This is a genomic window from Thalassotalea sp. Sam97 (assembly GCF_041379765.1).
GTDB classification, from domain to species: Bacteria; Pseudomonadota; Gammaproteobacteria; order Enterobacterales; family Alteromonadaceae; genus Thalassotalea_A; species Thalassotalea_A maritima.
On the sequence record NZ_CP166919.1, the window covers coordinates 2,971,885 to 2,991,607 of the forward strand.

General features: G+C 42.0%; 20 protein-coding genes. 12 read left to right on the top strand and 8 right to left on the bottom strand.

Annotated elements, in window-relative coordinates:
• The first annotated feature begins 270 nt into the window (after positions 1 to 270).
• The 4 genes from glnA (at position 271) to glnG (ending at position 5,024) form a co-directional block, all read left to right on the top strand.
• A complete protein-coding gene (gene glnA, locus ACAX20_RS13225) occupies positions 271 to 1,677 on the top strand; it encodes a glutamate--ammonia ligase (protein ID WP_371186918.1) in 1,407 nt (468 codons plus the stop codon).
• A 233-nt stretch (positions 1,678 to 1,910) separates the two neighbouring features.
• Positions 1,911 to 2,450 carry a DUF4124 domain-containing protein gene (locus ACAX20_RS13230; RefSeq protein ID WP_371186920.1) on the top strand — a complete coding sequence of 180 codons (540 nt, stop codon included), beginning with the start codon at positions 1,911 to 1,913 and terminating at the stop codon, positions 2,448 to 2,450.
• A gap of 89 nt (positions 2,451 to 2,539) precedes the next feature.
• Positions 2,540 to 3,619 (top strand): nitrogen regulation protein NR(II), encoded by a 1,080-nt coding sequence (gene glnL, locus ACAX20_RS13235; RefSeq protein WP_371186922.1) that lies wholly within the window; start codon positions 2,540 to 2,542, stop codon positions 3,617 to 3,619.
• Between the two features lies 1 nt (position 3,620).
• Positions 3,621 to 5,024 (top strand): nitrogen regulation protein NR(I), encoded by a 1,404-nt coding sequence (glnG, locus tag ACAX20_RS13240; protein ID WP_371186924.1) that lies wholly within the window; start codon positions 3,621 to 3,623, stop codon positions 5,022 to 5,024.
• Between the two features lie 99 nt (positions 5,025 to 5,123).
• Here the strand turns inward: glnG and ACAX20_RS13245 are convergent, their stop codons facing one another.
• The 3 genes from ACAX20_RS13245 to efp form a co-directional block, all read right to left on the bottom strand.
• Complete coding sequence (locus ACAX20_RS13245) at positions 5,124 to 5,519, bottom strand: MerC domain-containing protein (protein ID WP_371186926.1); 396 nt, start codon at positions 5,517 to 5,519, stop codon at positions 5,124 to 5,126.
• Positions 5,520 to 5,621: 102 nt separating this feature from the next.
• Complete coding sequence (gene epmA / locus ACAX20_RS13250; RefSeq protein ID WP_371186928.1) at positions 5,622 to 6,599, bottom strand: elongation factor P--(R)-beta-lysine ligase; 978 nt, start codon at positions 6,597 to 6,599, stop codon at positions 5,622 to 5,624.
• A gap of 130 nt (positions 6,600 to 6,729) precedes the next feature.
• Positions 6,730 to 7,299 (bottom strand): elongation factor P, encoded by a 570-nt coding sequence (gene efp, locus ACAX20_RS13255; RefSeq protein ID WP_371186930.1) that lies wholly within the window; start codon positions 7,297 to 7,299, stop codon positions 6,730 to 6,732.
• 80 nt (positions 7,300 to 7,379) lie between these two features.
• Between efp and epmB the strand changes: the two genes are divergently transcribed.
• Positions 7,380 to 8,393, top strand: a complete 1,014-nt coding sequence (gene epmB, locus ACAX20_RS13260; protein WP_371186932.1) for an EF-P beta-lysylation protein EpmB — start codon at positions 7,380 to 7,382, stop codon at positions 8,391 to 8,393.
• A gap of 28 nt (positions 8,394 to 8,421) precedes the next feature.
• On the top strand, positions 8,422 to 8,727 hold the full coding sequence (locus ACAX20_RS13265) for a hypothetical protein (RefSeq protein WP_371186934.1): 306 nt from the start codon (positions 8,422 to 8,424) through the stop codon (positions 8,725 to 8,727).
• A gap of 139 nt (positions 8,728 to 8,866) precedes the next feature.
• Here ACAX20_RS13265 and ACAX20_RS13270 read toward each other — a convergent pair whose 3' ends face one another.
• From ACAX20_RS13270 to ACAX20_RS13290, 5 genes are all read right to left on the bottom strand, one after another.
• Positions 8,867 to 9,367 carry a DUF3016 domain-containing protein gene (locus ACAX20_RS13270; RefSeq protein WP_371186935.1) on the bottom strand — a complete coding sequence of 167 codons (501 nt, stop codon included), beginning with the start codon at positions 9,365 to 9,367 and terminating at the stop codon, positions 8,867 to 8,869.
• 359 nt (positions 9,368 to 9,726) lie between these two features.
• Positions 9,727 to 11,571 carry a hypothetical protein gene (locus ACAX20_RS13275; RefSeq protein ID WP_371186937.1) on the bottom strand — a complete coding sequence of 615 codons (1,845 nt, stop codon included), beginning with the start codon at positions 11,569 to 11,571 and terminating at the stop codon, positions 9,727 to 9,729.
• Positions 11,572 to 11,842: 271 nt separating this feature from the next.
• Positions 11,843 to 13,492 (bottom strand): chaperonin GroEL, encoded by a 1,650-nt coding sequence (gene groL, locus ACAX20_RS13280; protein WP_371186938.1) that lies wholly within the window; start codon positions 13,490 to 13,492, stop codon positions 11,843 to 11,845.
• A 39-nt stretch (positions 13,493 to 13,531) separates the two neighbouring features.
• Entirely contained in the window at positions 13,532 to 13,822 is a 291-nt protein-coding gene (locus ACAX20_RS13285; RefSeq protein WP_371186940.1) for a co-chaperone GroES, read from the bottom strand.
• A 124-nt stretch (positions 13,823 to 13,946) separates the two neighbouring features.
• Positions 13,947 to 14,450: an FxsA family protein gene (locus tag ACAX20_RS13290; RefSeq protein WP_371186942.1), complete on the bottom strand. Its 504-nt coding sequence runs from the start codon at positions 14,448 to 14,450 to the stop codon at positions 13,947 to 13,949.
• 204 nt (positions 14,451 to 14,654) lie between these two features.
• On the opposite strand from ACAX20_RS13290, the gene cutA reads away from it, so the two are divergent.
• The 6 genes from cutA (at position 14,655) to ACAX20_RS13320 (ending at position 19,661) form a co-directional block, all read left to right on the top strand.
• Positions 14,655 to 14,966 (top strand): divalent-cation tolerance protein CutA, encoded by a 312-nt coding sequence (cutA, locus tag ACAX20_RS13295; RefSeq protein ID WP_371186944.1) that lies wholly within the window; start codon positions 14,655 to 14,657, stop codon positions 14,964 to 14,966.
• Between the two features lie 3 nt (positions 14,967 to 14,969).
• Positions 14,970 to 16,820, top strand: a complete 1,851-nt coding sequence (locus ACAX20_RS13300; protein ID WP_371186946.1) for a protein-disulfide reductase DsbD — start codon at positions 14,970 to 14,972, stop codon at positions 16,818 to 16,820.
• A 232-nt stretch (positions 16,821 to 17,052) separates the two neighbouring features.
• A complete protein-coding gene (aroQ, locus tag ACAX20_RS13305) occupies positions 17,053 to 17,505 on the top strand; it encodes a type II 3-dehydroquinate dehydratase (RefSeq protein ID WP_371186948.1) in 453 nt (150 codons plus the stop codon).
• A 22-nt stretch (positions 17,506 to 17,527) separates the two neighbouring features.
• Complete coding sequence (gene accB / locus ACAX20_RS13310) at positions 17,528 to 17,965, top strand: acetyl-CoA carboxylase biotin carboxyl carrier protein (protein WP_371186950.1); 438 nt, start codon at positions 17,528 to 17,530, stop codon at positions 17,963 to 17,965.
• 22 nt (positions 17,966 to 17,987) lie between these two features.
• Positions 17,988 to 19,334 carry an acetyl-CoA carboxylase biotin carboxylase subunit gene (gene accC, locus ACAX20_RS13315; RefSeq protein WP_371186952.1) on the top strand — a complete coding sequence of 449 codons (1,347 nt, stop codon included), beginning with the start codon at positions 17,988 to 17,990 and terminating at the stop codon, positions 19,332 to 19,334.
• Positions 19,335 to 19,493: 159 nt separating this feature from the next.
• On the top strand, positions 19,494 to 19,661 hold the full coding sequence (locus ACAX20_RS13320) for an oxidoreductase-like domain-containing protein (RefSeq protein ID WP_371186954.1): 168 nt from the start codon (positions 19,494 to 19,496) through the stop codon (positions 19,659 to 19,661).
• Positions 19,662 to 19,723: the final 62 nt, after the last annotated feature.

Genomic DNA, 19,723 nt, shown 5'->3' on the forward strand with positions numbered 1-19,723 from the left:
AGTCGGTTGTTATTCTCCGTACAGCAATGGATCAGCAAGGATCTTCTTTCGTAATAAGGTAATGAGCGCCCACAAACAAACCATGCACCACAACAGTGCAAATGCGCACCACGAAGATCCAAAAAGCAGATTTCCGCCAGGCCGAATTACATAAATCCCTTTATAATTAAGAGATTATAAAGTTGGCACGGTTATCGCTTACAACTTGGCATCAGTCGAATATCGACAAATAATTTTAATAATCAACCTGCAATATATACGGAGACTTTCATGTCACAAGCAGTTTTAGATCTAATTAAAGAAAATGACGTTAAATTCGTTGACCTGCGTTTTACTGACTCAAAAGGTAAAGAGCAGCACGTATCGTTACCTCACCACCAAATCGACGAAGATTTCTTCGAAGATGGTAAAATGTTCGATGGTTCATCTATCGCAGGTTGGAAAGGTATCAACGAATCAGACATGGTTCTTATGCCTGACGCGTCAACTGCTGTTCTAGACCCGTTTACTGAAGAAACAACTCTTAACATTCGTTGTGACATTCTTGAGCCTGCAACAATGCAAGGTTACAGCCGTGACCCACGTTCAGTAGCTAAGCGTGCTGAAGAGTACATGCGTTCAACAGGTATTGCAGACACTGTACTAATTGGTCCAGAGCCAGAATTCTTCATCTTTGACGACGTGAAATTCAAAGCGGATATGTCTGGTGCTATGTACAGCATTGACGACAAAGAAGCACACTGGAACAGTGCAACACACTACGAAGAAGGTAACCACGGTCACCGTCCACGCGTAAAAGGCGGTTACTTCCCAGTTGCACCAGTAGACTCTTCACAAGATCTACGTTCAGCTATGTGTTTAGTAATGGAAGAAATGGGCTTAGTTGTTGAAGCTCATCACCACGAAGTAGCAACTGCTGGCCAAAACGAAATCGCTTGTCGTTTCAACACTATGGTTAACAAAGCTGACGAAGTACAAATCTACAAGTATGTTGTACACAACGTTGCACACGCATACGGCAAAACAGCTACTTTCATGCCTAAGCCATTAGTTGGTGATAACGGTACTGGTATGCACGTTCACCAATCTCTAGCGAAAGACGGTGTTAACTTATTCTCAGGTGACCAATACGGTGGTCTTTCTGAAACTGCGCTTTACTACATCGGCGGTATCATCAAGCACGCTAAAGCACTAAACGCTTTCACTAACGCTTCTACTAACTCATACAAGCGTCTAGTTCCAGGTTTCGAGGCGCCAGTAATGCTTGCTTACTCTGCACGTAACCGTTCAGCGTCAATCCGTATTCCGGTAGTACCTTCACCAAAAGCACGTCGTATCGAAGTTCGCTTCCCTGATCCAACAGCTAACCCATACTTAGCATTCTCAGCAATGCTTATGGCTGGCCTTGACGGTATCAAGAACAAGATCCACCCTGGCGATGCAATGGATAAAGACTTATACGATCTACCAGCTGAAGAAGCAGCTGCGATCCCACAAGTTGCTGCATCTCTAGAAGAAGCATTAACTGCTCTTGACAGCGATCGTGAGTTCTTAACAGCTGGTGGTGTTATGGATGACGACATGATCGACGCATACATCGCCCTTAAGCGTGACGAAGTTGAGCGCCTAAACATGACAACTCACCCAGTTGAGTTCGAAATGTACTACAGCGTATAATCGCTTGTAAGTGATCTAAAAACCCGCAGTGATGCGGGTTTTTTTTCGCCTCAAGTTAAACTCACCAAAAGCGAATCATCGAATGGTCCAATTAAATCGTTAGCTGGCATGAAAAACCCTTTGTTACAACAATGTTAAACAAATACTAGATCAAAGGCGATTTGTTCGGTAAATTAGCTGATAGCGCTGAAAATTTTCGCGTTATGTTATGCCATAATAATAAATATAAGCAAATGCTTAACAACGAAGGACTAACGTACATGGTTCGGTGTGCAGTACTCATCATTCTCGTTTTATCAATGCTAGCGCCGATGTTAGCAACAGCCACTAAAGTATACGTATGGCGTAATGAAAGTGGAGAGCTAGTATTCTCTGACTCACCAAAACCAGGCGCTGAAGAAATCGAAGTTAAAGATCAACAAACCATCATCTCATCGATTGATACATCAATTCTTGATATTACCCCTCGGCTGACAACAGAAGAGTACGAAGTTGAGATTGCCCAGCCAGAAGATCACGCAACCATTCGTGATAATTCAGGCTCTGTTTACATCTCCGGTCAGGTTGCGCCGGTATTTAAGCGAGGCTTAACCGTGCGCTTAGTATTCAATGGCGAAGTCTATGGTGAGCCACAGACTCGCTCGGTATTTATTTTGCGCGATATCGATAGAGGTGAGCACAAAATAAAATTAGAGCTGTTAGACAATCAAGGCAAGGTTATTGCATCATCCAAAGAAAAGACCATTTATTTGCATCGGACTAGAGTAAATTAATCATTTCATCTCCATTTAGGTGCAATTAAAGCGGCGATTTATTACACTGGATAAATCGATGCACCACATTGGTGCGCTTGGAGTTCCCCTTGTTTAGCAACAGTAGCCTGAAAGAAATTAGACAGCAATATGCCACCCAATTGATTGGGCAAATGGTCACGGCAGTCGTCGTCCTTAACGAGCATTTACAAGTTCAGTATTTAAATCCCGCGGCAGAAGCGTTATTAAGTAAAAGCCTCAACCGTCTTTATCAACAAGATTTTCTCTCAGTATTTACCCATAGCACCTTAACGGCTGAGCGATTGCATCAAGTACTGCGTAGTGGCCAGGATTTTACCGATTCAGACGTGCAATTAGAGTTCATCGAGGGGCATCATGTTAGCCTCGAAATCAACGGTTCGGTAGCATTGTTTCATAGCCAAGAGCACATCTTATTAGAGTGCCGTCGTATTGATAAGCAAAAGGAAATTTCATCTGAAGTTTTCCAAGCACAGCAATGGGAGGCGGCTCGAGATCTGATTCGCGGTTTAGCCCACGAAATAAAAAACCCGCTTGGTGGCTTACGGGGCGCTGCGCAATTGCTATCACGTGAAATAGACACGGAGCAACGTGAATTCACCGATATGATCATTGAGCAAGCCGATAGGTTAACCAACCTAGTTGATCGTCTGCTTGGTCCCAATCAACTGCCCGACTTAGCGCTACATAATATTCATGAAGTCGCAGAAAAGGTTTATCAGCTGGTGAGCTTAGATAACCCCAAGGAGATCGCTTTTGTGCGTGATTATGATCCGTCGATCCCCAATATCATGCTCGATACTGAGAAATTACAGCAAACCTTATTAAACATCGTTGGTAATGCCATTGCCGTGCTTGATAAACATGGCCAAATCACCATTAAAACGCGCATTGCCACCAATCAGACCATTAACGGCAAAAAAGTTAAGCTCGCCGTAAAATTATCCATTATTGACAATGGTCCTGGTATCCCTGCCGAATTACAAGATACCTTGTTCTACCCTATGGTCTCAGGTCGCGACAATGGCACCGGCCTAGGTCTTTCTATCGCCCAAACATTAGTGCACCAGCACCATGGCAAACTTGTTTGTCATAGCTACCCAGGTCGCACCGAATTTTCCATAATTTTACCTTTACCTAAGAGATCGTAACATGAATGCTGAACACGTCTGGATTGTCGATGACGATAGCTCAATTCGCTGGGTCCTTGAACGCGCATTCAAAAGCGCAAATATCAGCTGTGCTTCCTTTAGCAATGCTGACGACATACTCGCGGCGCTTGATGTCAGTCAGCCGCAAGTAATTATTTCTGATATTCGCATGCCGGGTATGGACGGCATGACCTTACTGTCGATCATTAATGACAAATTTCCTGAGCTACCCGTTATCATCATGACCGCTCACTCCGATTTAGATAGCGCAGTAAATGCTTATCAAGGTGGTGCATTTGAATACTTACCCAAGCCTTTCGATATTGATGAAGCGCTGAGTTTAACCAAACGAGCACTAACCCATGCGCAGGAACAGCGAGCGCGACAAAGCAGTCGTCAAAATAAGACCTCAAGTGTTGGCATCATTGGTGAAGCACCAGCGATGCAAGAAGTGTTTCGCGCCATCGGTCGCTTATCACGCTCAAGCATTAGCGTGTTAATAAATGGCGAGTCAGGCACCGGTAAAGAGTTAGTTGCCAATGCCTTGCATTCACACAGTCCACGTAAGAATGCGCCTTTTATCCCGTTAAATATGGCCGCAATCCCTAAAGATTTGATTGAATCTGAGCTGTTCGGTCATGAAAAAGGTGCCTTTACAGGAGCAAATTCTGTGCGCCAAGGTAGATTTGAACAAGCACATGGTGGGACGCTATTCTTAGATGAAATTGGTGACATGCCGATTGATGTACAAACCCGTTTACTACGGGTATTGGCCGACGGTCAGTTTTATCGGGTTGGTGGTCACAACCCCATTAAAGTCGATGTACGTATTATTGCAGCTACCCACCAAAACTTAGAAAACAGAGTCGCCAAAGGCGAGTTCCGAGAAGATTTGTTTCATCGTTTGAACGTGATTCGAATTCAATTGCCAAGCCTCAAAGAGCGCCGTGAAGATATCGGCCAATTAGCGAAACACTTTCTTGCTCATGCCGCTGAAGAGTTGGGGGTGGAGTGCAAGTCTATATCCAAAGAAGCTATTGAATTTTTAAAGCGATGTGATTGGCCTGGTAATGTCCGACAATTAGAAAACACCTGTCGCTATTTAACGGTCATGGCCAGTGGTCAGGAAATATTAGTCAGTGACATGCCTAGCGAAATTACCCACTCGACCAGTTCGAAACAAGGCGCTGAGCAATCTGGCGAATGGCAAGAGTTGTTATCGCAGTGGATAGATACAAAGCTCGCCAATGGCGACAACGATATTCTGTCTTATGCGATGCCTGAATTTGAACGTATTTGCTTAGACAGAGCGCTACATTTTACCCACGGCCATAAACAAGAAGCGGCGAAGAAACTTGGCTGGGGTCGCAATACACTAACACGTAAGTTAAAAGAGCTACACTAAGCCCTTAGTGTAAACGGTGAGTATCGCTTAATTTAACGTTGTATGCGGGATTTAATGTGAAATAAAAAAGGAAGCTAAGCTTCCTTTTTTCAGATGCGTTTAACTGACTGTTTCTTCTGAGCCACACTCGTGCTCGCTACAGGTGCGACAGCTATTACATAACCTGAGATTTATTACGTGTGCCGCCACTAATAAGCTAGCACCAACGATGATCATCAGCGGTTGCACGCTTTCATCGACACTGTGTTTATGCCAGTAAATAAAGCCACCAAGGAATAGCAAATAAAACGGATAAATTTTACGGTGATAACGCTTAAAGCCTGAAAATAAGGCAAAAGATCCTAGGATTAAGGTCGCAAATAAAAATACATGCTCAGCCTCATGCGACGCCCACGCCTCGAGACCAAATAATGACAGTAATGGCAAAAGTATGGGTAATAATATGCAATGTAATGCACATAAAGAGGTAGCGGTAATACCCAGTCTGTCTAACATGCTTAACCTTATTTAAAAAAAGCCCAAAGCTTAGCTTTAAGCGAGAAAAAACAACAGATAGTGATAATATCACACTTCCTTTAGTATAACAGGTATTTTTTGTTAAGCTCTGTTAACATCAAAGCTGAGTACATCAGACAAATGCGGCTTATTCAGCGCCAACATAATTAAGCGATCAACGCCCAGAGCAACCCCGGCACATTGTGGCAAGCCATGTTGTAATGCCGCAAGTAAGTTTTCATCGATTGGCTTGCTTGGTAAGCCCATTGAAACACGCACCTTATTGTCGTCAACGAAGCGCTTGCGCTGCTCTGAGGCATCTTGTAATTCATCAAAGCCGTTGGCAAGTTCAATGCCTTTAAAATAGACTTCGAAGCGGCGAGCGACACGCGGGTCATCGTTGTCGATTTTAGCCAGCGCTGCTTGTGATGCCGGAAAATGGTAGATAAAACACGGTCGTTGTTTACCAATACTTGTTTCCACATATTCTGCAAACATAAACTGTAATAATGTATCGATATTGTTTTCTTGTTGTAACCAATCGTCGCCACAACCTAATGACAATAACTTTGCTTTTAATTGCTCTATTTGGGCTGTAAGCGGATCAATTCCGACATAACGTTTAAATGCTTGCTGATAGCTCATCATCTGCGCCGGTTCACAAGCCAACACGGCTTGTAAAAGCTGGTCCATTTCCGCCATTAGCTGCTTATCGTCATACCCAACTCGATACCATTCAAGCATGGTAAATTCAGGGTTATGGTGACGCCCTGCCAGCTCATGACGAAAGGCTTTGCCCATTTGATAAATACAACCGCTACCAGCGGCTAATAAGCGCTTCATGGCAAACTCAGGCGACGTTTGTAAAAACAACTCAAGGTTTTGATTGTTTGCTGTTTGATCTGCTTCTAATGTGGTTGCAAACGATTGTAAATGAATATCGGTGACGGTTGCTGACGATAATAACGGCGTGTCAACTTCCATCACATTTCGCTCAGCGAAAAAGCGACGAATAGTGGCTAAGATATTTGCCCTTTCGCGTAAACTCTCGATGCTTGCGTTCGGTTGCCAATTTTGCATACTGCGCCCTAATTAGAAATAAATCCTATTAAACTAAATTTGTGTCGTATAAATGTTTGTAAATAAAAAAGGTTAACCGTAAGGCTAACCTTTAAAATACCAACAAAAGTAAGTGATAACTTACTTTTTATTACTTACCAGCACGAGACACGTACTCACCACTACGAGTATCTACTTTAACGATTTCGCCAATTTGTACGAATAAAGGCACACGAACTACCGCACCTGTAGATAGTGTTGCTGGCTTACCACCAGTACCTGCCGTGTCACCTTTTAGGCCAGGATCGGTTTCAACGATTTCTAGCTCAACAAAGTTTGGTGGTGTAACCGTAATCGGTGAGCCATTCCATAGAGTAATGGTACACATGTCACCGTCTTTTAACCATTTAACAGAATCACCTACCGCTTTTTCATCAGCAGCGATTTGTTCAAAGGTGTCATTGTTCATGAAGTGCCAGAACTCACCGTCGTTATAAAGGTAAGCTAAATCAGTTTCCATTACGTCTGCACCTTCAACGCTTTCACCTGATTTGAAAGTTTTTTCTAGCACTTTGCCAGAAATTAGCTTACGAATCTTCACTCGGTTAAACGCTTGGCCTTTACCTGGCTTAACGATTTCATTCTCTAAAATATTACACGGCTCGCCGTCGATCATTAGTTTCAAGCCGGCTTTAAATTCGTTCGTACTATAATTTCCCATAGTGTTCTCTTATATCTTTGTGTTCTTTAATCGATTAAAATCTGCCACCAAGAAACATGTATTGGCATTTGAGATTGTTAATGTCGCAAATAATAACCCGAATCGGAGAAGATTTGCATAGCTTTTGGGAAAAAGAGTTAGCAAATGTGATCACAGACCCAAAAGAGCTGTTGGCTATGCTAAATATAGACGACAAGCACTATTGTGCCCATTTTAAGGCGCGCAAGTTATTTCCGGTTAGGGTACCAAAGCCTTTCATTGGCAAAATGAGCTCAGGTGATGTTAACGATCCACTATTGCGTCAAGTGATGCCATTAAGCGACGAATTTATCGACCAAGACGGTTTTATCACTGATCCTGTCGGTGAGCACGACACCGCTGCAGAAGGGTTACTGCATAAATACAAAAGCCGCGTGCTGATGATTGTAAAACCAGGCTGCGCCGTAAACTGTCGCTATTGCTTTCGACGACACTTCCCATACCAAGACAACAGTCCCAACAAACAACGCTGGCAAAACGCATTAGATTACATTGCCACCCACCCAGAAATTAACGAGGTTATATTCTCAGGTGGAGATCCGCTTATGGCGAAAGATAATCACTTACAATGGCTGATTGAGCAAGTTAGCGCTATAAAGCACGTAAAACGATTACGCATTCACACTCGTTTGCCAGTGGTTATTCCAAGTCGCATCAATGAGGCTTTAATTGATATGCTGAGCAACAGTCGTTTGCAAACTATTATGGTGTTGCATATAAACCACCCTAATGAAATATGCGATAACCTCACCAAGGGTGTGCAACGCATGAAGCAAGCCAATATCACCGTACTTAATCAGAGCGTATTATTGGCAGCAGTCAATGATGATGCCAATATCTTATGTGAACTCTCTGAAAAATTATTTGCAGCAGGTATAATGCCTTATTATTTGCACTTACTTGACCCCGTGAAAGGCGCAAGCCACTTTCATGTGAGCCATGAGCGGGCAAAACATATTGGCCAACAAATGTTAGCCACATTGCCGGGCTTTTTGATGCCTAAAATGGTACAAGAACTCGCTCAAGAAGCCAGTAAAACCCCTTTTAACCTTTAACCACCAACCGTAGCAAGGTAATACACATATGACTGCAAGTGTCGAACAACACTTAATTGATAATATCTCACAGCTATTAAAGCGTTCTTTGGTTGCCGATAGCGCTTTACAAGAGTTGCGCAGTAACAACAAAGCCAAGTTCAGCGCCTTATTTCCTGAGCAAACGGCTTTCAAAGTAAAAGCAGACACCTTTCAGCCTTACATTCAAGAATTAGCGGACGAGCTATTGGTATGGCAACAAAATAAAGACAATCAGCTGCTCGCGTCTATGGTGAAGAAAATTGAATTGTTATATGATTTACTCGCCAAGCTTGAAGGCCATTACCAGCACTAACATGGTCGCCAAGAACGTTGGCTGAGTACCAAGTTTGCTCAAACTTAGCTTCAAAAAAACAGGCCTGATCTGTAAAGATATAGGCCTGTTTTATATAAATGTTACTGTTGGTAAATCCAGCTCCTGAGAATTACCCTGATTACTTCACATCAAAGGTTTCTTCAAACCAATCACTGATCATCGCTTTTTCATAAGTAAAGGACTCGCGATTTAAGCGCTGATGAGTGCTGTTGAAAAAGCCCATATCTTTGATGTTTTCTTTGCCTTGCGCCAGCACCTTGCCGTCTTTATCTAGCAGGCTATAGTTAAAACGCATTTTTGGGAAATATAAATCTTCGATGACACGGATACTATCGTTATTAGGGCCAACCATATAGCGAATTTCACCCGCTAAATCGAGGTTTACCACGTCCATTTTTAAGGTTTGTTCAGCCGGTAGCTTGGCTGCTAACTCACTGATGTGTTGCTCCAACTCTTTAAAGACTCGCTCTTCAAAACGCTTACGAGATTCATCACCAGAACGTATATCAGTGTAGCTCTGTGGATCAACCCAGTTTACTTCTGCTTGACCTGCGTAACTTGTCGCGGCAACCGCTACACTACCAGCCAATGCAAACGCTATGTTTTTCACTAATCTCATATTTTTTACCTTTTGTTGACTGCAACGGATAATACATAGACAACAACCACTATCATAAAGTTTTCTAAAAATTGTAAAAGTTTGATAGTTATTGTTATTTACTGCAAATATCGACCGCCTTAAGCTGTACTGTATGATGACTAAATAACGCTAGACAGTCTACATTTAGCTGAAACCCTATTGCTGACTCTGACACTTAGAATAGCAACAGCCTAAATTTTTAGCGTAATTGCCCCCTAAGTTAAGAGCTGAATAACCGTAAAGTAAACCTGCCAGTTTATTAGTGATAGCAAAAACTCACTGATAAACTACAGATATAAAAAAGCCCCGCTAGTGCGAGGCAATATGCAACCTTTACTTTAGATATTTTTGGCTATTAAATTCGCTTTTAACAAACCGCCTTTTGTTAATAACTTCGGGGAGAATTTAGGATTTCTTTTACTTTTGAAGGCATCCAAAATTAACTTCAATCCTTCAGCTTCAAGCAGCGAAATATTTACTTCAGTATCCATTTCAGCACTTTCGATGAAGTCTTCTGAAAAACTTGGGGCAACAATTAGCACTTGTGCTACGCGTTTACCGTTATTCTCTGCCCTAGTTACATAAGACTTCACTTGTCTCGACGTTGTAGAATACTTCGCAAAGTCACCATTTTTACACGTTTTCGCCTCTCCAATAATGATATCATCATCGCTTAATGAGATTACTATATCCGCCTTATCTTTTGAAGTATTTAAATCTTTTCTTAGATCCTCATCAACATTTAAATCCAAAGATTCAAAAATAGCCTTTGTTACTTCCTCAAACTTCACCCCTATATCAGCTTCCGCAATATCGATCCCAACATTTTTTAATCCAGCTAAATCTCGGCAAGCAAGTAACGCATAATTATCTATTAATCTATCCGTGGCGCTAGCGAAGCTTTCTAAAATCAGAAATCTTGGGTTACCTTTTTTACTGAGTCCCATCGCATCTCTAATTTCTTTTACTTTCTCATTAGTTAATAGGTATAAAATATCATGAGGAGTGATAGATAATGCTCTAAGCTTTTCAGTATCTATAGCTTCATTTTCTTCCAATTCGAAAGCGTGCTTAATTTCGATAAACAGCTCGCTATGATGAAGTTCTAAAGCTTTCAATAACTCTTTAAAACCGCTAGCACTCAGTGAATCAAATTCTTTTTCTGTCGAGTTTTGTAAATATGAAATGATTAACTCAACTCGTTCTTGTATGGTGGTTCCCAGTTTGTCTGTTTCGATGTCTAAGTCACTGATAAGCTGTTTTAAACGCTCTTTTCGCTGGTTTATTGGCTCTCCACCGCCAAACATGTCACGAGTTAGTAACACAGCGCCAGTAATGCCTAGGTGAAGTATTTGACTAATTTTGTCTAAACGAGATACTCCCCTTATTTTTCTCCCGTGAACCTTCAGTACATTTGATAGTTCCGCATCAGAAAATGTTCTAAGTATTCTCAATATGTATTTTTCTTGAAGATCTTTACCTTGAATCTGATTTAAAACACGAACCATTTCATCAGGAACAAACACTTCTTGTCGTTTTTTACTAATGAACAGCACCCCCATATCACGCAATATATTTAGCGCATCTAAAACACCGGTTTTGGGAATAGGGTCGACTAAGTGCTCAATAGCTGCACATTCATCCGCTGATATATGAAGTTTGGATGCTAATCTATTTAATATTGTTCTCTCTTCATCAGTCACTTTGGCCTGTCTGTTGTATTTTTCATCGTTCCTGTATGCTTCTTCCATACATGACTTGTAGATATCTAGCTTGTAAGATCTTTCTTCGATGCTTTCTGAATCAGATTGCGCTATTTCTTTTTGTAAATCTCGAGATAGTACATTTAGAGCTTTCCACTCTTTGGAATATAACGTTTCAATCCAACTTATTCGTGCAACACAGTTACCGTCTCGTGTTAGTATATTTATAAGTAAATTAAGCTGGGCAGAAGTCATCGATAACTGCTCTTTAACTTCTCTCTTGAATAAATGCTCAACAGCTTTAAATAGTAAATTTATCTCACTACTACTAGCATTTTTAATTTGACCATCAATTTTTTCAATAACTCTAGCCAGTTTTTTTTCATTCCCTCCAGCACTATTACAAAGCTTATCTAAACTTGTAATAAACTTAGATTTTTCGAATTGATTTACTGCTGATAATACTTGATTAAGCTTCATCCTTGGTGACCCTTATTAATATTTCGCTAACCCAAAGACTAAAGTAGCAACATATCAAATTGATTACAAACAACCAAGTAAAGGCAAAAAATCAAAGTATAAGTCTTGTATATAAATAACTTACAACATTGTCGCCCTCATATATCCGCTAACTTAACCACATTTAAGAAAGCCTGTTCTAGGCAAAACTTTCGTAATTTTCTCTAACCTTATGACACAAAAAAGCCCCGCTAGTGCGAGGCTTTATTGAAGCTATGGTTAGCTCGGGGGATTACATCATACCGCCCATGCCACCCATGCCACCCATGCCGCCCATGTCAGGCATTGCAGGAGCTGCTGAGTCTTGTGGAGCTTCAGTTACCATAGCTTCGGTAGTTAGCATTAGGCCTGCTACTGATGCTGCGAACTGTAGTGCGCTACGAGTTACTTTAGTTGGATCTAAGATACCCATCTCTAGCATATCACCGTAAGTACCGTTACCAGCGTTGTAACCAAAGTTACCTTCGCCTTGACGAACTGCGTTTAGTACAACTGCAGCTTCGTCACCACAGTTGGTTACGATTTGACGTAGAGGCGCTTCCATTGCACGAAGGGCAACTTTAATACCGTGGTTTTGATCTTCGTTGATACCTTCAAGACCTTTTAGCTTGTCAGCAACACGAACTAGAGCAACACCACCACCGGCAACAACACCTTCTTCAACTGCAGCACGAGTTGCGTGAAGCGCGTCTTCGACACGGTCTTTCTTCTCTTTCATTTCAACTTCAGTTGCTGCACCCACTTTGATTACTGCAACACCGCCAGCTAATTTAGCTAGACGCTCTTGTAGTTTCTCTTTGTCGTAGTCTGACGATGTTTCTTCGATTTGCTGACGAATTTGCGCTACGCGGCCTTCGATTTCAGCTTGCTCACCGATACCATCGATAATAGTCGTGTTGTCTTTAGAGATAACAACACGCTTTGCTTGACCAAGATCTTCAAGAGTTGCTTTTTCAAGCTCCATGCCGATCTCTTCAGAGATTACGGTACCAGCGGTTAGTACCGCGATGTCTTGCAGCATTGCTTTACGACGATCACCAAAGCCAGGTGCTTTAACCGCAGCAACTTTAACGATACCGCGCATGTTGTTTACAACTAGTGTTGCTAATGCTTCACCTTCAACATCTTCAGCGATGATTAATAGTGGCTTACCAGCTTTGGCAACGCCTTCAAGCGTACCTAGTAGTTCACGGATATTAGATACTTTTTTGTCAACTAATAAGATGAATGGGTTTTCAAGTTCAACGGTACCGTTTTCTGCCTTGTTGATGAAGTAAGGAGAAAGGTAACCACGGTCAAACTGCATACCTTCAACAACGTCTAGTTCGTCGTTAAGGGCTTGGCCTTCTTCAACAGTGATAACACCTTCAGTGCCTACTTTGTCCATTGCAGTGGCAATGATTTGACCAACGGTTGCATCAGAGTTCGCTGAGATGGTACCCACTTGCTCGATTGCTTTGTTGTCAGCACATGGCGTAGAAAGCTCTTTTAATTCGGCAACCGCTGCAACAACCGCTTGGTCGATACCGCGCTTAATATCCATTGGGTTCATGCCCGCTGCGATTGATTTTAAGCCTTCGTTTACAATTGATTGCGCTAATACGGTCGCCGTCGTTGTACCGTCACCCGCTTCATCGTTTGCTTTTGACGCAACTTCTTTAACCATTTGTGCGCCCATGTTTTCGAACTTGTCTGCTAGTTCGATTTCTTTTGCAACGCTTACACCGTCTTTAGTGATTGTTGGGCCACCAAAGCTTTTGTCTAAAACAACGTTACGGCCTTTTGGACCTAATGTAACTTTAACTGCATCAGCTAAAACATTAACGCCGCTTAGCATTTTAACGCGAGCATCATTACCAAATAATACGTCTTTTGCTGCCATTTTTAATTCCTCTAATATTTTTATAAATGAGTCGGGTTGTTATTCAACAACAGCCAAAATGTCGGCTTCGCTTAAAATAAGAACTTCTTCACCATCGATTTTTTCTGTTTTTGCGCCGTAGCCTTCAGAGAAAATCACCTGGTCACCTACTTTAACGTCTAGTGGACGTACATCACCGTTTTCTAAGATACGGCCGTTGCCTACAGCAACAACTTCACCACGGGTTGATTTTTCAGCAGCGCTACCAGTTAACACGATACCGCCAGCAGATTTAGTTTCTACTTCTTTACGTTTGATGATCACACGATCGTGTAAAGGACGAATGCTCATTTACTTTCTCCTGAAACAAGTTAAAAGTTGTTTTTAAATCATTATGTTTAAAGCAAATAAGGGTATGTTTTTGCTTTTTCAAGGGTCACTAACAATATTTTTGCATTATTAGTAGCCAATTCTGTTATTTATCCAACTTGGGTTGGTTTTCGTCAGCATCAACGTCTTTACTTGATACTTCTATGTCAATGACATCATCTGCCGATTGTTGATAACGGCCTTGTTGTTGATGTTGATAGCTGCTGTAAAAAAACGTGGTGCCATTTTGTTGCGATTTCAATAGTTGTTTTTGAATTATTTTCACTATCGCCTGTCGCGATACAGGCCACAATAACGCTAAGCCAAAGCCATCGGTAATAAATCCTGGGGTTAGCAGTAAAACGCCAGCAACCAATAATAACAATGCCGCGATAATTTCATCTGATGGCATTTGCCCTGCGGCAAGTTTGTGTTGCACCGACTGATAGGTTGCTAAGCCCTGCTGACGCACCATACCGGCACCTAGCCAAGCGGTAATGATCACCAATATTATTGTCGGTAATACACCAATCAACGCACCAACGTTCATCAATACCATAATTTCGATAATCGGCATGATGACAAATAATAAAAATAAAACTTTAAACATTTAAGAGCTCTTGTGCGTTTACTATAACGATAATCTTTGTAACTAATATTGGGGTTGTCAGGTCTATTTCAAGCAAACGTCATAACGCGAAACCGCCATAAAGCATTATGCTCTGCTATCAGCACATTGTTATAAGCTAGACAAAGCTCGTAAAATCAAGGCGTAATGCCAACGGATGTCATATTGGAAAGAAAGCGAAAAACTATGTATCAAATTGTTTTATGTAATTGCCCGAACAACGAAGTAGCAACCACTATTGCGAAACGATTAGTAGGTGATAAACTCGCCGCCTGTGTTAACATAATCGCCAATGTCAGCTCAGTATATCGTTGGCAAGACAATATCGAAATAGATAACGAAGTCACCTTATTGATCAAGAGTAAAACATCGTTATTTAGCGAGATTGAGCAATGCATTGAGTCTATCCATCCTTATGATGTGTGTGAGATCATAGCAATCGATATCAACCAAGGTAATCCATTGTATTTAAACTGGCTAAAAGAATCTGTGAAGTAACTGATGCAATTAATAACGTTAATATTTTCAGCGCTGCTGTTGTTCGCTCCATTGCAGGCACATGCGCAAAGTTCAATTTTTGACACCTCCGCTATTGATAATACTTTATCCAATACGGAAGAGTTTTTACCGGTTGACGAAGCGTTTCGCTTTGACTTTTATCAGCAAGACAACAAGGTAGAAATATACTTTGGCATTGCCGATGGCTATTACTTATATCGCGATAAATTCAAATTCAGCATAGACAATGGTCAATTGCGCACATCTATCCTGCCTTTGGGCGTTGAACATGAAGATGAATACTTTGGTATTCAGCAAGTTTATTATCAACAAGCCAAATTTATCGTCGAGATAGCCCAGGCCAGTGCTAATGCACAGCTAACAATTACCTACCAAGGCTGTGCCGACAAAGGCTTGTGTTACCCGCCAACGAAAAAGCTTATTCCACTTAACGCCGTCAATAGCGCCAGCAGCGACGCCATTCTTGCCGGTTTAAGCGCTGCCGATAATAGCGCGGCTAATGAGGCTGTGAGTAATGCTACTGGTAGTACGAATAACATCAGCAAAGCTCCTCTTAGTCAGCAAGATGAGCTGGCTGCTAAGTTGAGTTCCGACAACCTGCTGCTGGTGTTGTTAAGTTTTCTTGGCTTAGGCTTATTATTGTCATTTACCCCATGTGTGTTTCCAATGTACCCAATTCTTACCGGTATCATTGTTGGTCAAGGTAACAAACTCACCACCAAACGTGCGGCAACGCTATCGTTTGCTTACGTACAAGGTATGGCAATCACCTACACCATATTAGGCGTGGTTGTGGCGATGGCTGGTGCGCAATTTCAAGCAGCATTCCAACACCCAATCGTGCTTATTGCGCTAAGTATATTATTTATTATTTTGGCTTTATCTATGTTCGGCGTTTTCAACCTCGCCTTACCATCGAGCTGGCAAAATAAACTGACCGAATTAAGTAATGAACAAAAAGGTGGTGCCATTGGTTCGGTATTTACCATGGGGGCTATTTCGGGCTTAGTCGCCTCTCCGTGTACTACCGCACCATTAACTGGCGCGCTAATTTATATAGCGCAAACGGGCGATGTCGTGGTTGGTGCCTCAGCTCTATATGCGTTAAGTATTGGTATGGGGATTCCGCTGCTTATCTTAGGTAGCTCAGGTGGTAAGTTATTGCCAAAAGCAGGCAATTGGATGAACATCATTAAAAATGTATTTGGTTTCTTATTGTTAGCAGTCCCCGTGTTTTTGCTTGAACGCTTCTTACCAGAAACGGTAACGAACTTACTTTGGGCGGCATTACTGCTGGTCACCGCAACCTATTTTTACGTTGTTAATTCGCAAACCGACAATGGCAATAAAGGCTTTTGGTTTGGCCTGCGCAGCTTAGTTATTTTTGTGTTGATGTTTTTTGCCGCTACCATCGGTTATCAAACCTTAGTTGGTCAATCCGCTGTGAGCCAACAAGCCACAGCAAAACAGTTTGTTGTTGTTAAAGATTTAAATGAACTTAAACAAACGGTTCGCGACGCAAATAGTAATGGCCAAACGGTGATGGTCGATTTGTACGCTGATTGGTGTGTCGCCTGTAAAGAGTTTGAAAAATACACCTTCCCTGTAGCGAGTGTGCAACAAGCGCTCAGCAACACGCTATTAGTCAAAATCGATTTAACCGACACTGGCTCTGATGCTAGCGTTGAAATTATGGAACACTTTAACGTGTTTGGCTTGCCGGCAATTTTATTCTTTGATGAAGATGGCAACGAATTAACGCAACAACGCGTCACTGGATTTATGCAAGCTGAGCCCTTCGCTGCTCACATAAAACGCATTTTCAATTCATAAAATAATCAGTGTTAATGCTAAGCCTCAATAAGTTTACTTATTGGGGCTTTTTTATTGACCAAAATCAATCTGTAGTGATTAGACCAGTATTTTACTGCTAACTTCTGCGAAAATCTCTATAATGTGCTGCAATTTAAAAAAACCGTGTCATATTAGGATAAACTCAAAGTTGCTCGACTAAAAAAACGAGCAAGTTTATTAAAAATAAAAATTAATATGGATTTCTCTGCAGATGACGACAAGATATAAAGTTTTAGTGTTAAATGGTCCGAACTTAAACATGCTAGGCAAACGTGAGCCTAATCTGTACGGTTCGCAAACTTTGGCCAACATAATAGATTCGCTAAGCCAACAAGCTAAGCAACTAAATATCGAACTGTCGCAGTTGCAAAGCAACGCTGAACACGAACTTATTGAGCGCATTCACCAAGCATATGGTGTTGTCGACTACATCATTATTAACCCTGCGGCGTTTACTCATACCAGCGTAGCGTTACGGGATGCATTGTTAGCAGTCGACATTCCATTTGTTGAAGTGCATTTATCAAACGTTCATGCACGCGAACAATTTAGAAAACATTCATACCTTTCGGATATAGCCGATGGTGTAATTTGTGGGCTTGGCGCACATGGCTACTCATATGCCTTGCAACACGCCCATTATCAACTGAATAAAAATACATAAAAACATTATTTAAGGTGTACTAATGGATATTCGTAAAATTAAAAAACTAATTGAGCTTGTTGAAGATTCAGGTATTAGCGAACTAGAAATCTCAGAAGGCGAAGAGTCGGTACGCATCAGCCGTGGCGGTCAAGTAATGGCAGCACCAGTTGCGGCGCCAGTAGCGGCACCAGTTGCAGCACCAGTTACAGCTGCTCCAGCGGCGCCAGCGGCAGAAGCGATTTCTGGTCACATTGTACGTTCACCAATGGTTGGTACGTTCTACTCAGCGTCATCTCCTGATGCACCTAAGTTTGTTGAAGTTGGTCAACACGTTAACGCTGGCGACACACTATGTATCGTTGAAGCGATGAAAATGATGAACCAAATCGAAGCTGATAAATCAGGTGTTATTAAACAAATTCTTGCTGAAAACGAAGATACAATTGAATTTGATCAACCGTTATTCGTAATCGAATAAGCAATCGGGGAAGACTAATTCCATGTTAAATAAAGTTGTTATAGCCAACCGTGGTGAGATTGCCTTGCGTATTTTACGCGCTTGTAAAGAGCTCGGCATCAAAACGGTTGCTGTCCATTCAACGGCAGATAAAAATCTAAAACATGTGTTGCTAGCCGACGAAACCATTTGTATTGGTAAACCAGCAGCAACAGAAAGCTACCTTGATATTCCACGCATCATCACCGCTGCGGAAGTAACCGACGCGGATGCGATCCACCCAGGTTATGGTTTCCTTGCAGAAAATGCTGATTTTGCGGAGCAGGTAGAAGATTCAGGTTTTGCCTTCATCGGTCCAAAAGCTGATGCGATTCGCCTAATGGGTGATAAAGTATCGGCTATCGAAGCGATGAAAAAAGCTGGCGTACCTTGTGTACCAGGCTCAGATGGCCCACTAACTGATGACGAACAAGCAAACCTTGCACATGGTCGTCGTATTGGCTACCCAGTAATCATCAAAGCCTCAGGTGGTGGCGGTGGTCGTGGTATGCGTGTTGTACGCGATGAAGCCGACTTGCTTGAATCAATTCAATTAACCAAAGCAGAAGCCCGTGCCGCATTCAACAATGACATGGTGTACATGGAGAAATTCCTAGAAAACCCTCGTCACGTTGAAATTCAAGTGCTTGCTGATGGTCAAGGTGGTGCAATTCACTTAGGTGAGCGTGACTGTTCAATGCAACGTCGTCACCAAAAGGTGGTTGAAGAAGCGCCTGCTCCTGGCATTACTGAAGAAGTACGTGCAAAAATTGGTGAGCGTTGTTGTAATGCGTGTATCGAAATTGGTTACCGCGGTGCAGGTACCTTCGAATTTTTATACGAAAACGGTGAGTTCTACTTCATTGAAATGAATACCCGTATTCAGGTTGAGCACCCAGTGACTGAAATGGTGACTGGTGTAGACCTAATCAAAGAGCAATTGCGCGTTGCCGCTGGTGAAAAGCTAAGCCTGAAGCAAGAAGATATCCAAGTGAAAGGTCATGCTATTGAGTGTCGTATTAACGCTGAAGATCCGCGTACCTTTATCCCTTCACCGGGTAAAATAACACGTTTTCATGCCCCAGGTGGTATGGGTGTACGTTGGGATTCTCACGTATACACTGACTACTCAGTGCCGCCTCATTATGACTCAATGATCGGTAAACTGATCACTTACGGTGAAACTCGTGATGTTGCTATCGCGCGCATGAAAAACGCCTTAGATGAGCTAGTGATCGATGGTATTAAAACCAACATCACCCTGCAAGAAGACATCATGGCCGATGTTGGGTTTGCTCGTGGTGGTGCCAACATTCACTACCTTGAGAAAAAGCTTGCTGATATTGAGTAATCGATAGTCGGCCCGTTTTGAATCACAAAACCCTGCAAATGCAGGGTTTTTTATTACAACAAAGCACAGTAAAATCACATGATAGTGAGCACCGCATGATCAGGTTACGTACTAGTAAGTAACAGGTTAACCGCGCGATAAACAAGATTAGAGATCAATATGACAGAGCAGATAGACGTTATTGAAAAACCATTACCACCGGGTGACGGCGAGTGTTGTGAAAGTGGTTCGTGTAACCCGTGTGTGTGGGATTTTTACTATAGCGAATTACAAAAATGGCGAATTCAACAAGCTGAGCTTAAAAAATCAGCTGAACAAAAAGACTAATCAAGCCAGTGCGATTGAGCTCGATTGTAAGTAATCAATCACAAACCAATTTTGTATAACAA